General features: G+C 50.2%; 13 protein-coding genes. 6 read left to right on the top strand and 7 right to left on the bottom strand.

Going from position 1 to position 14882, the window contains the following annotated elements; genetic code table 11:
* Positions 1-20: 20 nt before the first annotated feature.
* The 3 genes from waaA to ACI955_RS14315 form a co-directional block, all read right to left on the bottom strand.
* Positions 21-1307, bottom strand: a complete 1287-nt coding sequence (waaA, locus tag ACI955_RS14325) for a lipid IV(A) 3-deoxy-D-manno-octulosonic acid transferase (protein ID WP_415244428.1) — start codon at positions 1305-1307, stop codon at positions 21-23.
* A gap of 205 nt (positions 1308-1512) precedes the next feature.
* Complete coding sequence (gene elbB, locus ACI955_RS14320; protein WP_415244427.1) at positions 1513-2166, bottom strand: isoprenoid biosynthesis glyoxalase ElbB; 654 nt, start codon at positions 2164-2166, stop codon at positions 1513-1515.
* Entirely contained in the window at positions 2166-3146 is a 981-nt protein-coding gene (locus ACI955_RS14315; protein ID WP_415244426.1) for a Ppx/GppA phosphatase family protein, read from the bottom strand. Before ACI955_RS14315 ends, elbB begins: the two co-directional genes overlap by 1 nt.
* A gap of 69 nt (positions 3147-3215) precedes the next feature.
* Between ACI955_RS14315 and trxA the strand changes: the two genes are divergently transcribed.
* From trxA to hemW, 4 genes are all read left to right on the top strand, one after another.
* The gene (gene trxA / locus ACI955_RS14310; protein ID WP_368374461.1) at positions 3216-3542 is read left to right on the top strand and encodes a thioredoxin TrxA; all 327 of its coding nucleotides are present in this window, start codon (positions 3216-3218) and stop codon (positions 3540-3542) included.
* 223 nt (positions 3543-3765) lie between these two features.
* A complete protein-coding gene (gene rho / locus ACI955_RS14305) occupies positions 3766-5034 on the top strand; it encodes a transcription termination factor Rho (RefSeq protein WP_415244425.1) in 1269 nt (422 codons plus the stop codon).
* An 85-nt stretch (positions 5035-5119) separates the two neighbouring features.
* Positions 5120-6583 carry a 4-hydroxy-3-polyprenylbenzoate decarboxylase gene (gene ubiD, locus ACI955_RS14300; RefSeq protein ID WP_415244424.1) on the top strand — a complete coding sequence of 488 codons (1464 nt, stop codon included), beginning with the start codon at positions 5120-5122 and terminating at the stop codon, positions 6581-6583.
* A gap of 801 nt (positions 6584-7384) precedes the next feature.
* Positions 7385-8569, top strand: coding sequence for a radical SAM family heme chaperone HemW (gene hemW / locus ACI955_RS14295; RefSeq protein ID WP_415244423.1), 1185 nt, complete (start codon positions 7385-7387; stop codon positions 8567-8569).
* A 25-nt stretch (positions 8570-8594) separates the two neighbouring features.
* On the opposite strand, the gene ACI955_RS14290 is transcribed toward hemW, so the two are convergent.
* The gene (locus ACI955_RS14290) at positions 8595-9383 is read right to left on the bottom strand and encodes an SDR family NAD(P)-dependent oxidoreductase (protein ID WP_415244422.1); all 789 of its coding nucleotides are present in this window, start codon (positions 9381-9383) and stop codon (positions 8595-8597) included.
* A 124-nt stretch (positions 9384-9507) separates the two neighbouring features.
* Between ACI955_RS14290 and ACI955_RS14285 the strand changes: the two genes are divergently transcribed.
* Positions 9508-9987 (top strand): NUDIX domain-containing protein, encoded by a 480-nt coding sequence (locus tag ACI955_RS14285; RefSeq protein WP_415244421.1) that lies wholly within the window; start codon positions 9508-9510, stop codon positions 9985-9987.
* Positions 9988-10432: 445 nt separating this feature from the next.
* On the opposite strand, the gene ACI955_RS14280 is transcribed toward ACI955_RS14285, so the two are convergent.
* Positions 10433-11563 carry a mechanosensitive ion channel family protein gene (locus tag ACI955_RS14280; RefSeq protein ID WP_415244420.1) on the bottom strand — a complete coding sequence of 377 codons (1131 nt, stop codon included), beginning with the start codon at positions 11561-11563 and terminating at the stop codon, positions 10433-10435.
* Positions 11564-11792: 229 nt separating this feature from the next.
* Here ACI955_RS14280 and ilvD point away from each other — a divergent pair, with 229 nt between their 5' ends.
* Positions 11793-13634, top strand: a complete 1842-nt coding sequence (gene ilvD / locus ACI955_RS14275) for a dihydroxy-acid dehydratase (RefSeq protein WP_415244419.1) — start codon at positions 11793-11795, stop codon at positions 13632-13634.
* Positions 13635-13851: 217 nt separating this feature from the next.
* Here the strand turns inward: ilvD and ACI955_RS14270 are convergent, their stop codons facing one another.
* Together ACI955_RS14270 and ACI955_RS14265 are read right to left on the bottom strand one after the other, a co-directional pair.
* Entirely contained in the window at positions 13852-14166 is a 315-nt protein-coding gene (locus tag ACI955_RS14270) for a putative signal transducing protein (RefSeq protein ID WP_415244418.1), read from the bottom strand.
* Positions 14167-14882, bottom strand: a 716-nt coding sequence (locus ACI955_RS14265) for an acyl-CoA dehydrogenase domain-containing protein (RefSeq protein ID WP_415244417.1), incomplete at its 5' end; no start/stop codon positions are given.

The raw sequence follows: 14882 nt of genomic DNA, 5'->3' as shown, positions 1-14882 counted from the left end.
GAATAACCCCAGCACAGGCCTTAAACGGTCTCGCACTCTAACAGCGCTTGTTTGATTACAGCAAGCAAGCGCTGCAAAGCTCCCCGATTATTATCCACCACCTGCTTTGCCGCTGCCCCTTGCTGTTGCGCGCAGTCTGCACTGGCAAACAGCCGCTGCAACTCAACTGCCAGCGCCTCGCGATCGGCAACCTTCCTCAAACCGCCCGCAGCCTCTAACAAGGCACTAATCTCTGCAAAGTTAAAATCGCTAGGCCCACTTAGCACTGGCAGGCCCCACGCCGCTGGTTCTAAGGCATTGTGACCGCCATGCTCGATAAGACTACCGCCAACAAAGGCAATATCCGCACAACCGAGCAATAGCAGTAACTCACCCATGGTATCGCCCAAAATCACCTGGGTATTGCCAGCGCAAATACCATCTTGATAATCACTGCGACGTTGGAAATTGAAGTCGTTTACGGCTATCAGCTCGGCAACCTTGCCGAAGCGCTCAGGATGCCTTGGCACTAATAGCAATAGCGCACTGGGCTCCTGCAGCAATAAGCTGCGGTGCGCCGCCAGTAATATTTCATCCTCACCAGCATGGGTGCTAGCCGCTATCCACACCGGCCGAGATCCAAGCCACTGCTCACGCAATGTGCTAGCTTGGTCACGAAGTGATCGGGAAATAGCTAAGTCAAACTTAATACTGCCGGAGACCGTCATTTTTTCAGCCGCCACCCCAAGGCTCACAAATCGCGCACCATCATCGGCTGACTGCGCCACCACCTGAGAAAACCGCGAAAAGACCGACTGCGTTAATGATGATAATCGCGAATAACCGCGCGCGGAGCGGGCCGATAGACGCGCATTCGCCAATATTACCGGAATACCCTTGGCCGCCGTCTGGCAGACCATATTAGGCCAAATCTCAGTTTCCATAATAACGGCCACGCTGGGCCGCACCCGCTTGAGAAATCGCTCAACCGCATCGGGTAAATCATAGGGCGCATAAACATGGAACACTCGGTCGCCAAACATCGCCCTCACACGCTCAGAGCCAGTTGGAGTCATGGTGGTTACCACCACGGGCAAATTCGGATGTGTAGCCAAAAAATGCTCAATGACTGGTGCGGCAGCGATACTCTCACCGACGGAAACCGCGTGCACCCAAAGACCATTTTTTTGGGTAGGAGCCTTAAAAAAACCGAAGCGCTCAGCAATACGACGTCGATAAGCCGGCGCCTGCCGGCCACGCCAAAGTAGGCGCAGCACCACCAACGGCAAGATCAGATAAAAAAAGACACTGTATAAAAATCGAGGCATATCGGAGAGGCATTCCCATGCTCAAGCAAATGCGGCAAGCATAACGGCCAGCGCATCAACAGACCAGCCGCAAACTAAAAACCCCACATTAAAGACCGAGCAAACCGCTAATTTTGGTTTTCCATGCCGCCAATGCGAGGCTTAAACCGGCGGAGAGAGCGCGCTTTTTCGCGCTCCAATACCATACCCAGCTAGCACATCTGCGCTAAGCCATATTTAGCACTTCACGCACACAGCGATTAATACCTTTAGCGGCTTCGGCAATGCTAGCCGCCAACATATACGCGGGGGTTGTGACCAACTTCATTTTCTCGTCAATACATACCTCATCGACTGCGCACGCCTGATGAAGTCCACCCATACTGGTGATTGCCGCGGCGACATCAGCGTCATTACCCACCGTACATTTTACCCCGTCGCCAAAAATTCGCGCCGCCATGGTGGGTGCAATACATATCAAACCGGTAGGCTTACCGGCTTTGTGCATGGCCTGAATAAACTGCAACACATCTTCTTGCACGCTCATAGCCGCGCCATTAACTGCAAAATCTGACAAGTTCTTAGCCGCACCAAAACCACCGGGAACAATAACTGCATCAAAATCCGCTGCCTGCGCGTCCGCCAAGTCTTTTACCTCGCCGCGCGCCAACCGCGCCGATTCAACCAGTACATTGCGACTCTCACCCTCGGCCACCTCACCCACTAAGTGGTTAATAACGTGAAGTTGCTCCACATTCGGCGCAAAGCACTGGTAGCTGGCGCCATGATTCTCTAAGGACAACATTGTAAGTACCGACTCATAAATTTCAGAGCCATCGTAAACCCCACAACCAGATAATATCAGTGCGACTTTTTTCATTATTGCTGCCCCCCTTGCTGACATTTTAGCCCGCTTTTAGCGAGCCGATTTTCGATGATACCCTCACGCAGTCCGCGTTGCGAAACTAGCATGGTATCAATATTTAAAACCTCAAACAGCGCCAAAACAATAGCAACTCCCGAGGCAAAAATAGACCGCCGATCTTCTGCTAAGCCCGGATAATGGACTTCTTCTACTGAGTTAAAAAACGATAAATCGGCCGCCAGGGTCCGTAATTCCATTAAGCGAATACTCGCGCTTTGCGGATACTCTGGCTGCGCCATCAGCACCTGCTCCACTGCCAATGCAGTGCCGGAACAGGCAATCACCTGAGGTGGCGACGCGGCAAATGACGCTGGAAAGTCAGCAAGCGCATGGCGGAAGCTTTTTGCGGCAGCGTCGCGGGCCGCAGCAAAATACTGCCGTTGCAACTCACCACCGGGAAAATAGCGTAAATAACGTAAGCAGCCAACGTCAACACTGACTCCCCCATGCATCTGCGTCGCAGAACCCCAGGCAAGTTCGGTGCTGCCACCACCAATATCCACAACCAAGTATTGGCCATCATTAGGAGATAGCAAGCCCGCGGTCACACCACGGAAAACCAGCTCGGCCTCTCGCTTACCACTAATAATAATGGGGCGCACTCCCAACTCGCCTTCAACTGCAGATAAAAAAGGCTCGGCATTACTTACGTCGCGCAGAGACGCCGTAGCCACGGCGTGTAATTCAGAAATACCGTAGCGAGCGATGATTTCTTTATAATCACGCAAGCACTGCAGTGCGCGGTGCTGAGCCTCAGATTGCAGGCGGCCCATGTCGCTACCTGCCGCCAGCTGCACCCGACGCTCTTCGGTATAAATAACTCGCCAACCATCAAACTCGAGCTGTACGATCAGCAAATGAAAGCTATTCGAGCCCATGTCGATAGCCGCTAAATACGAGCCAACGGCCAAATTCACATTGTTACCCCTTTTCACATCCCGTTAATTCCTGTGTTATCATCGCACGTTCTATATTTTGTGATTTTCTTATTCGGAGAACTAAACATGAGCGACAACATCGTTCACGTCACCGACAGCAGCTTTGACGAAGACGTGCTTAAGTCTGATTTGCCTGTACTGGTCGATTTCTGGGCTGAGTGGTGTGGCCCATGTAAAATGATAGCCCCCATTCTTGATGAGATTTCCGGCGAGTTTGCTGGGAAATTGAAAATCTGCAAAATCGATGTTGATGCCAACAGTGATACGCCAGCTAAGTTCAGCGTTCGCGGCATCCCAACACTGATGATTTTCAAAGGTGGCAATGCAGAGGCGACTAAAGTTGGCGCTCTGTCTAAAACACAGCTGCTAGATTTCGTAAACTCAGCACTGTAGTGCTATCGCAGCCTGTACAAATTTAACTGTACGGGCTTACTCTAAAAGCTGGACGACCTGTCTTTTCAGTGCTAGAGTGCGCGAGATTCTTCAAACAATACCCAATAAATAACCTTATATTCGCTTCAGCTTAACTCGTCGAGTGCGTCCCGGCATAGCAGTTTTTGTCGTTCCCACGTCTCGCTCATATCCTGTCTAATTGATACCACTAACCCATATACCTATGAATCTGACCGATCTAAAAACAAAATCAGCCCAAGAATTACTCGATATTGCCAAAGAAAGCGGCCTAGAAAATGTTGCCCGCTCTCGTAAACAAGACATTATCTTCTCCATCCTCAAACGCCACGCCAAAAGTGGTGAAGATATTCATGGCGATGGCGTCTTGGAAATCTTGCAGGACGGCTTCGGCTTCTTGCGATCTGCGGACTGCTCCTACTTAGCAGGCCCAGACGATATTTACGTATCTCCTAGCCAGATCAGACGCTTTAATCTGCGCACTGGCGATAGCATAGCCGGCAAGATCCGCCCGCCCAAAGAAGGCGAACGCTACTTTGCATTATTAAAAGTCGACGAAGTTAACTTCACCCGTCCAGAACAATCTAAAAACAAAATTCTATTCGAAAACCTTACTCCGTTATTCGCAAATGAGCGCCTGACATTAGAATTAGGTACTGGCTCAACCGAGGATTTAACCGGTCGCATCATCGACTTGGCTGCCCCCATCGGTAAGGGGCAACGCGGTTTGATAGTCGCGCCGCCAAAAGCGGGTAAGACATTGATGTTGCAGAACATTGCAGCGAGCATAATCCGCAACAACCCAGAGTGTTATGTCATCGTTTTGCTGATCGACGAACGCCCAGAGGAAGTTACCGAGATGCAACGCTCGGTAGGTGTTCGTGGCGCCGAAGTTGTTGCGTCTACCTTTGACGAGCCACCAGCCCGTCACGTCCAAGTAGCCGAAATGGTTATTGAAAAAGCCAAGCGTCTGGTAGAACACAAACGCGACGTGGTAATTCTGCTGGATTCGATCACCCGTCTCGCCCGAGCCTACAACACCATCGTTCCCAGCTCTGGCAAAGTACTAACCGGCGGTGTTGACGCCCACGCCCTAGAGCGTCCAAAGCGTTTCTTCGGCGCTGCACGTAACGTTGAAGAAGGCGGTAGCTTATCCATAATCGCGACGGCTTTGATCGATACCGGCTCGAAAATGGACGAAGTTATTTACGAAGAATTTAAAGGCACAGGTAATAACGAGCTACATCTCGACCGCAAAATCGCCGAGAAACGCGTCTACCCAGCTATCAATATTCGTCGTTCAGGCACCCGTCGCGAAGAACTGCTGACTGGTGAAGAAGAATTAGCAAGAATGTGGATACTGCGTAAATTATTGCACAGCATGGAAGACACCGCTGCCATTGAGTTCTTAATCGACAAACTCAAAGACACCAAGACTAATGCAGAATTCTTCGATTCAATGAAACGGAAGTAAATAAATTCCTGTGCGGTGAGGCCAATCGATCGATCGAGCCGTACAAACTTACTGACTCTCCATATCCACCAACCACGTCGAGCTTATGTATAAAGATCTCAGAGAATTTATTCGGCATTTAGAGAAGCAGGGTGAGCTGAAACGCATCAGCTATCCTGTTGATCCAAATCTGGAAATGACCGAGATCTGCGACCGCGTGCTGCGTGCCGGCGGTCCAGCCCTGTTATTTGAAAACCCTATTGGCTACAGCATTCCGGTTCTAGCAAATTTATTTGGCACCGACAAGCGTGTAGCCATGGGCATGGGTAAGGACGATGTTAAGGCCTTGCATGAAGTAGGTGAGTTACTCGCTTTTTTGCGCCAGCCCGATCCCCCTACAGGATTGCGCGACGCCTGGAGCAAGCTACCGATATTCAAGCAAGTTTTGAATATGGGTCAAAAAATGGTGAGTAATGCCGCCTGCCAGGAATGCGTCATTGAAGGCGATGCTGTTGATCTAAACACCCTGCCCATCCAAACCTGCTGGCCAGACGACGCCGCGCCGCTTATTACCTGGCCTCTTGTCATTACTCGCGGCCCTAATAAAGAACGGCAAAATCTCGGCATTTATCGCATGCAATTGATCGGCAAGAATAAGCTGATTATGCGCTGGCTATCTCATCGCGGTGGTGCCTTAGACTTCCAAGAATTTAAAGAGACTCATCCCGGCGAACGGTTTCCAGTATCGGTCGCACTGGGTGCAGACCCCGCTACCACCCTCGGCGCGGTCACACCGGTACCAGACACCTTGAGCGAATACGCATTCGCGGGCTTGTTAAGGGGCAGTAAAACCGAAATCACCGAGTGTCTAAGTAATAATTTACAGGTGCCGGCAAGCGCCGAATTTATTCTTGAAGGCTATATCGACCCCCAAGAAATGGCGGACGAGGGTCCCTATGGAGACCATACCGGCTACTACAACGAAGTAGATAGCTTTCCGGTATTCACTGTCACCCATATCAGCCATCGCAAGCAGCCGATTTATCACAGCACGTATACCGGTCGGCCACCCGATGAGCCGGCTGTACTCGGTGTTGCCCTAAACGAAGTCTTGGTACCGCTACTACAGCGCCAGTTTCCAGAAATTGTCGATTTTTATCTGCCACCGGAAGGCTGCTCATACCGCATGGCGGTGGTGACCATCAAAAAACAATACCCCGGTCATGCCAAGCGCGTCATGTTTGGTGTGTGGTCGTTCTTACGCCAGTTTATGTACACTAAATTCGTTATTATTTGCGACGACGATATAAACGCCCGCGACTGGAACGATGTTATTTGGGCGATTACCACCCGTATGGACCCCGCACGCGATACCGTACTGGTTGAAAATACACCTATCGATTATCTCGATTTTGCCTCACCAGTCTCGGGCCTAGGCTCCAAAATGGGAATGGACGCCACCAACAAAATGGGTGGCGAAACTACCCGCGAATGGGGCCGACCGATTGTAAAAGATCCTGTTATCATCCAAAAGATAGATGATATTTGGGACAAATTGGGGCTGAGCTAAGCTCACCGTTCTGCACGGCCAATTAGCAAATCCCAAGCTTGAAGATCATTCTATATAATATTGTTAGGGCTTTCTTCTAGCCTTCGTTTCGCCATCGCTGGGCGACTTACTTTCTTTTTGCGTAAAAAGAAGTAAGTAGGAAATTCATCCGCTATCACTCGCCCTTCGGGTACCCGCCACTCGCAAAAATCCAATGGGATCGCTGCAAAACACGCCTTCGGCTCAGACAATCCTCGCTAAAAACATCGCTTTAATTTCTGCGGTGCTCGTTGAATTCAAAAGTGGGGTTTAGGATGGTGCCACCTTCTGACATTAGACAAATAATTTCATATCACCTCGATACTCGCAGCTTACCCCAATCCCCTTCAGCACCGCTGAGCACTCCAGCAAGTACGGGATTAAGCGGGAAACTGTTTGAGCCGAAGGCGAGTTATTTCCGGGGCACGATGGAGGCGCCGTTACTTATGAAGCGCGCAAGACAAAACGGCAGGATTGCCGTTTTGAACGCCCGTAGAGGCGGCCTTTAGCCCGAGGGGGCAGGATGCTCCGAGTTACATCGATGGCGCTTTTCGCCATCGACAGTGATCCACGGGTGTGCCGTTCCTCTGCTTACTTTATTTTTGGGCCAAGCAAAAAGAAAGTACGTCGCCCAACGAGGACAAGACCAAGGCTTGCAGCAAGCCTACAAAACCCATCGAATACCAATCAGGCCATTATTAACTGCGCTAGAAGGTAAAAACAGCTCGCTTAATAATGCTAAACTTGGCGCCCGCAGCAGGCCAGCACAAGTAAAGTCAGGCTATGAAAAATTACACATTATCTACCCTGAGCACCGGATCAAGCCTACTGAGAGCGGTGCCCTTATCGCTATATATCCACATTCCCTGGTGTGTGCGCAAATGCCCCTACTGCGACTTTAATTCCCACGAACAAAAGGGGGAACTCCCCGAGCAGGCCTATATTGACGCCATGCTCGAGGATCTCGATCAGGATCTGGATTTTATTCAGGGCCGCGAACTGCAAAGCATTTTCATTGGCGGCGGCACACCCAGTTTATTTAGCCCTCAAGCTTACCAAACACTGTTTGCCAAATTGCGTGCGCGCATAGATTTTGCCCGTGATATCGAGATTACCTTAGAAGCCAACCCCGGCACCGTGGAGCAAGCCCGCTTTGACGGTTATCGCCATGCAGGTGTCAACCGACTCTCAATTGGCGTACAGAGTTTTGAACCCAGCCAGCTCCAAAAACTCGGCAGAATACACAATAGTGACGACGCCCTGCGTGCCATTCACTGTGCCCAAAAAGCCGGCTTCGATAATTTTAATGTCGATCTTATGCACGGCCTTAATGACCAAACCCAGAGCGATGCCTTGCGTGATTTACAAATAGCTATCGATGCCGGTGCGCCGCACATTAGCTGGTATCAACTTACCATTGAGCCCAATACTGAATTTTTTAAACGTCCGCCAAGCTTGCCGGTGGAAACCGAGATGCACCGCATTCAAGGTGCCGGTGTTAACTCGTTGTCTTATTCCGGTTTTCAGCGCTATGAAGTGTCTGCGTTTGCAACGGCGGGACATGAGTCACGTCACAACCTCAACTACTGGCGGTTTGGCGATTATCTGGCGATAGGTGCTGGCGCGCACGGAAAAATCACGCAGGCCAACGGCGATATTATTCGCTATCAAAAAACCCGCAAGCCTGAAGATTACCTGCAGCGCAGTCCGTCGCGCAGTAGCAAGACCGCTAAGATAGCAAACGCTGATCTGCCATTAGAGTTCATGATGAATGCATTGCGCTTACAGCAGGGATTTTCAAGCGAATTGTTTGAGCAGCGCAGCGGCTTACCTTGGTCACATATTGCCAGCACCATAGATGCGTTAATGTCATCTGGCCTACTCCAAAAGGCCGACGGTGAATATAAGCCAAGCCCGCGAGGCTATGACATGCTCGATAGCGTGTTAGCGGAGTTCTTACCCGAGTGACTTTTCTGAGCAAGGCCGCTGAATCTTATACATAACGCACGGCGCCGCCATCAATACGAATATTCTGTCCGTTGATAAATCCGGCTAGATCGCTACAAATAAAGGTCACCAAATCAGCTACTTCCTGACGTTCAGCGATACGGCCAGATGGGTTTGGATACTCAGTTTCAACAATTTTTTTGACAATCTCACTCCAATCATCGCCCCAGCCTTTTTTCTCCGCCCGACGACGAAAGCCAGCTTCCAACTCTGCAGTACGAATATAACCTGGCGAGATGGTATTCACGGTGATACCGGTATTACTAAGCTCTTTGGTCAAACTCACACTCATGGTCGCCAAAGCGCCTTTAGATGCATAATAATGCGGCATAATATTATTGGGCTGATGGCTACCGATGGTGCCTAACTGCACAATTCGACCCCAGCCTTGGGCGGTCATTGCAGGCGTTAAACCTTGGATTAAACGCGCCGCTGACAAGACATTCTTCTGATACATATCCAGCCAATCATCTGTCGCACTCACCGCCCACTTTCCCGCCGTCGCCGTGCCATAGTTATTAACCAGAATATCGATATCACCTACGGCATTTTTAGTTTGCGCCAACACCTGCTCACAGCCAGCCGCCGTGGCAATATCGCCCCACACCGAGTGAGCAAACTGCGTTGCGGCCGCCAGCTCAAGCGCAGCGCCTTTTTCATTGCTATGAAAGACCACAATCGCGCCTTCTCTTGCTAAGGTCTGGGCGATCACTTCCCCCGTGCCGCGATTACTTCCGGTCACTAAGGCAGTCTTATTTTGTAATTTCAGATCCATACCAACTCACTATTTGTTTCTATTGTGGACACTACTTTAGCCGTAAACATGGGCGCACACTGCCTGTCTGTGGCAAAATCTCTAGCCTAAAGATCTTACACGACAATAACGACAAGGCCACACCATGAATTTCTGCCCCAAATGCGCAAACCCCATTGCCGAAATTTTAATAGATAATGAAATCCGCAAGGGCTGCCCCGATACCCGCTGTGGATTCGTGCTCTGGAACAACCCGGTGCCCGTGGTGGCCATGATTGTTGAAGTGGAAGGTGGCGTGGTGATGGCGCATAACGTGAGCTGGCCAAAAACCTTTTACTCTATTATTACTGGATTTTTAGAGGCCGGTGAAGACCCTGAAGAGTGCGCCCGCCGCGAAACCATGGAAGAGCTTAATCTCCACGCTCTAGAAACGTCACTCGTTGGCGTATATCCCTTCGCACAGCAAAATCAGGTGATTATTGCCTATCACGTAAAAGCGGCTGGTGAAGTAAAACTTAATCACGAGTTAGACGATTACAAAATTGTGCCTGTACAAGATATTAAACCTTGGCCGATGGGCACAGGGCTGGCATTAAGCGATTGGATAAAAACGCAAATTAACTAATGATTTGAATAACTTGATTGTAAAATCGAGAGTGTAAGCGCCATCTTTATCACGCTGATACTGGTTCATTATTTTTACTCACGCAGCTTGATAGCTGGCGACATATCAATACTGCCATCTTCTTCTAGAATGTCTATTTTTTCATCGGCGGAGTCAATCACCACTAACACGAATTCTTGGAATAATGGCCTGCGGATAAAATGAAGCCGCCAGTCATAGCTTTCTAACCGCCTCAATAACAAACGTTGTCATTTATTAAGCATTTTTTTCGCATTATGCGGTACTCGGTCTTCACCTCTGTGTTTGTTGTGATCCATCGCATCCGCCCTACGTTGCTATAGTTCTTGAAATCACACTTTCGCCAACCCAAAACACCCTCCAAAACGCAAGCATAATCGCGAAACCGCTGCAGCGTTACTTATAGCAGGGGCCACTACATCCTAGTCTATTTTTTGATATTTTTTTCCTCATTACTGTCATCAAGGTCGCTATCATCCTTGGCGTGGCGATCTTTTGCTGCATCTACCTTGGCATTGTCTCGTGCCTGCTCAAGCTCTTCGCTCAGGATTGATAGCTCTTCTTTTACTGCGTCCCTATCAAGCTCTTCGGCCCCCTCTTCAGGCTCAGTTTTCAATTTTTCCTTTAATTTTTTGATTTTCCCTTCTAAATTTTCAACTGCGCTAGCAACCTCGGCCTTGCTAAAGAGAATCTCTTCGGCATGACCACTTTTATCTTCCTCTGGATACATCACCTTTTTGCGCTTGGGAATAAATTTTAACTCAGGTGGCAAGGGTCGCTGATTCATAAAGGAAGGCGACACAATCTCAACACCGGCATCATGCAAGGCGTCGATCATTTTACCGCGCAGGCGAGAGCGCGCGCTGACTAATAGACCCGCTTCCTTAAGCCAGCCACTGGCCCGGTAATTAACGGAAAAATCGCCCAAATTACGGATTTGGACAAAGCCATCGCCAAGTTCTGCAGCTTCAATAGCTTTTAGCAAGGCCGTTTCAATGTCACGGCGATCGACGTCATAACCCAGCGACACTTCCGCTGACACCACCGTCCCGGACGATCGCACTACATTGTAGGGTTCTTGCACTAACAATAGATTCGGCACGGTAACCAGCTCACTGGTTTCGTTCTGAAATTCCACATGAAGCAAACCACGCTGCGAAACGCGTCCGAGTTCGTTGCGAAACTCAATATAGTCGCCAGCGCGAAAGCTATTCACCGTCCGCAGCATGAATCCCGCCATTAAATTACCCATCACCGATGTTGAAGACAGGGCGATTGCCGCGCTCATTAGCAAGCCAACCAGGCTCAGCAATTGACCGCGCAGTTCGCTATCCATAGGAAAAGTGGTAATGCCCAACAACACCCCGCTCAAGCGAAAGACCAGCTTAGTGCCCTGCTCCCTATAACGAATGTCTGCGCCGTGATCCTTTTGTACCGCAAAGATTTTGCGGGTAAAAAGCCATACAGCGAATAACAACACCATGAGTACCGCAAATGGGCCCCACTCACCAAGCCAATCCGGTGCGACGCTGCTTACTGCGCCTAAGGCTTCATCCATTATTTAACTCCAAGGGTGGTAGGTCTTTTATTAGATAAGCTAGATCATTATCAGAATTGACCAATTTTCAAGCAAGGTAGATTATCGGCTAACTATCATCAGATTAACGCATAAGCGACGCAAACACCCTGTGTTTGACACTATGCGGCGGCAGCCCGCGCTGTGTTAAACTGCCGCGCTTTATACTAGATGCACGCCAAGGCTTGACGACCGCCTACGAGGATTATTTATGCCTGTTTATCGTTCAAAAACCACCACCGCCGGCCGCAATATGGCGGGCGCCCGCGCTCTGTGGCGCGCTACTGGCATGACCGACGGCGATTTTGATAAGCCTATTATTGCGGTGGTTAACTCCTTTACGCAATTCGTCCCCGGCCACGTCCACCTCAAAGATATGGGCCAATTAGTTGCCCGTGAAATCGAAGCCGCTGGTGGCGTTGCCAAAGAGTTCAATACCATAGCGGTGGATGACGGTATCGCCATGGGTCATGACGGCATGCTTTACAGCCTGCCTAGCCGCGATATCATCGCCGACTCAGTGGAATACATGGTCAATGCCCACTGCGCCGATGCCATGGTGTGTATCTCTAATTGCGACAAAATCACCCCAGGTATGTTGATGGCTGCGCTTCGCCTAAATATCCCCGTGGTATTCGTGTCTGGCGGCCCCATGGAGGCAGGCAAAACCAAACTGTCTGAACATAAGCTCGACTTGGTCGATGCCATGGTCATTGCGGTAGACGACACGGCCTCTGACGAGAAAGTCGCTGAGTACGAACGTTCTGCCTGCCCAACCTGTGGCTCTTGCTCTGGTATGTTCACTGCTAACTCGATGAACTGTCTAACCGAAGCACTCGGTCTGTCGCTGCCTGGCAATGGCTCTATGCTGGCCACACATGCCGACCGCAAGAAGTTATTCTTGGAAGCTGGTCGCCGCATTGTCGAGATTACCAAACGCTACTATGAAGAAGATGACGAGACGATGCTGCCACGCAACATTGCCTCCTACGGCGCTTTTAAAAACGCGATGACACTGGATATCGCCATGGGCGGGTCCACCAATACTATCTTGCATTTATTAGCCGCCGCACAAGAGGCCGAGCTGGACTTCACCCTTAAAGATATCGACGAGCTATCCCGTGAAGTACCTCAGCTTTGCAAGGTCGCGCCGAATACCCCGCTCTACCACATGGAAGACGTGCATAGAGCAGGTGGTGTCTTCGCTATTCTTGGCGAGCTTGACCGCGCCGGCTTAATCGATGTCAGTCTACCCACGGTTCACGCCAGCACGATCGGCGCGGCACTGGCGCAGTGGGATATTATGACCACCGACAACGAGGCAGTGAAAAACTTCTTCAAGGCTGGCCCAGCAGGCATTCCAACCCAAACGGCCTTTAGTCAGGACACTCGCTGGACGTCCCTAGATGCCGACCGCGACAATGGCTGTATCCGCAACCTAGCGCATGCCTTTTCTACCGAGGGTGGTTTGGCGGTCTTGCATGGCAATATTGCCGAAGACGGTTGTGTGGTTAAAACCTCGGGCGTTGATGAAAGCATACTGGTCTTTGAAGGCCCCGCGCATATTTGCGAGAGCCAGGAAGGTGCGGTTGACGACATTCTCAACGACCGTGTTAAAGCGGGCGATGTGGTTATTATTCGTTACGAAGGCCCCAAAGGCGGCCCCGGTATGCAAGAGATGCTCTACCCTACGAGCTATATTAAATCTAAGGATTTAGGCAAAGTATGCGCTCTGCTCACTGATGGTCGTTTCTCTGGCGGCACATCTGGCTTATCTATCGGTCACGCCTCACCAGAAGCCGCAGCCGGCGGTGCAATTGGCCTAGTAGTACAAGGCGATATCATTCGTATCGACATCCCCAATCGCAGTATTAATGTGCTGATAGACGAAAGCGAACTAAATAAGCGCAGGAAGGCGATGGACGCCAAAGGCGCCGAGGGTTGGAAGCCGGTAAAAGAGCGGCCACGAAAAGTGTCAGCGGCGCTAAAAGCCTATGCCAAAATGGCCACCAGTGCCGATAAAGGCGCGGTGCGGGATATAAGCCAATTGTAATCGTTTTTTAGCCATAAAAAAGGGGCCGCGAGGCCCCAAAAAATCAGTCGTATCTTCACGCAACAGAAGACCAGACCTGTCCCATCATCTTTTAACAAAGCTCATTGTCGAAAAGACGACAACTTTCAATATAGCGCAAGCATTTGCGCTTTTTGATAGGCAATTACCCCTAGTATTTTTCATGATATCTATCTAACCACTACCGTGTGAACACGCGCTACTCACTCACTATTTCCGGCGAGGCCTCACCGCACTGCCAGCAATAATCGAAGCTCGACGCATTCTCTTCGTCACAAGCCGAACACGTCCATACCGACTCCGACTGGCTGCGCATCTGTATCAATACTACGTCTGCCCGCGCCACGCTCTGTGCATCAATCCACAGCTCCGGCCAAACATCGGTAAACGCCAAGCTACCAGAAGCACCGCCAGCATAGACATTTCTCAACTCAGCAGACACGCCAGCGGTCGCCAATAAATTTTGCACATGCACAACCATCATCAAATTTTGGTCGGTAAATATCTTCTTCACTTACTGCCCCAATGACTTTGGCCGAACGGGTCGCACATCCACATTATTCAACTGAGCATCAAAGGCATCCGTCAGTAAACAGTCATAGCGGCGCTCATCATACTCGGCCAAGCGCGCGGCCTGCTCCTCACTGAACAAGTCTTGGCTAACCCCTAGCTGTAATTTTTCAGCCATGGTCTCCCCGGGTAAACGGCCATGATGCTCATATTCAAGAAAGTCGTTATAGTCCTTGTCAATTTCCGTTAACAATTGAAAAGCGCAATGAATACGCCCTTGCGCATCCTGGTCGTCGGTACTCATATATACCGCCTCAGCGAACATGCTACGCACCGCGTTAGGCTTCATTATAATCTCGCCCAAACCGCGAATATCATTATCTGACACCTCAAAATTCGGCAGACCCCAAGGGAAAAATACTGTTTGTAATACCCGCCCCATCCAGCGCTGCGGCATGTTCCGATAAAAACCTAACAAGGCCTTGTTCAAGTCGGAAAAGCTGCGTTTTAAGGCATATTCTGCGTGCAATGTATTTGCTTCGCTAGGGGCTTGATGATCGTGGAACTTCAAAATAGCGCAGGCGATAACAAGTTGGCTGTGGACATCACCTAAGCGCGCAGAGAGCAGTTCTCGACGTTTGAGATCACCGCCAAGCAGCAGTAAGGCAAAGTCAGCCGTGGCGGCAAAAACTGCGCTGTAGCGATCAATCTTTGGATACC

The sequence above is a fragment of the Zhongshania sp. genome, from assembly GCF_047636175.1.
Taxonomy (GTDB): domain Bacteria; phylum Pseudomonadota; class Gammaproteobacteria; order Pseudomonadales; family Spongiibacteraceae; genus Spongiibacter.
The sequence above is the reverse complement of the archived record's forward strand: the minus strand, read 5'-3'. Positions and strand labels throughout refer to the sequence as shown.

Coding starts and splice junctions, on each gene's coding strand:
- ubiD (WP_415244424.1), top strand. CDS start 5,120: ATGTATAAAGATCTCAGAGAATTTATTCGGCATTTAGAGAAGCAGGGT.
- trxA (WP_368374461.1), top strand. CDS start 3,216: ATGAGCGACAACATCGTTCACGTCACCGACAGCAGCTTTGACGAAGAC.
- ilvD (WP_415244419.1), top strand. CDS start 11,793: ATGCCTGTTTATCGTTCAAAAACCACCACCGCCGGCCGCAATATGGCG.
- hemW (WP_415244423.1), top strand. CDS start 7,385: ATGAAAAATTACACATTATCTACCCTGAGCACCGGATCAAGCCTACTG.
- waaA (WP_415244428.1), bottom strand. CDS start 1,307: ATGCCTCGATTTTTATACAGTGTCTTTTTTTATCTGATCTTGCCGTTG.
- ACI955_RS14280 (WP_415244420.1), bottom strand. CDS start 11,563: ATGGATGAAGCCTTAGGCGCAGTAAGCAGCGTCGCACCGGATTGGCTT.
- rho (WP_415244425.1), top strand. CDS start 3,766: ATGAATCTGACCGATCTAAAAACAAAATCAGCCCAAGAATTACTCGAT.
- elbB (WP_415244427.1), bottom strand. CDS start 2,166: ATGAAAAAAGTCGCACTGATATTATCTGGTTGTGGGGTTTACGATGGC.
- ACI955_RS14290 (WP_415244422.1), bottom strand. CDS start 9,383: ATGGATCTGAAATTACAAAATAAGACTGCCTTAGTGACCGGAAGTAAT.
- ACI955_RS14285 (WP_415244421.1), top strand. CDS start 9,508: ATGAATTTCTGCCCCAAATGCGCAAACCCCATTGCCGAAATTTTAATA.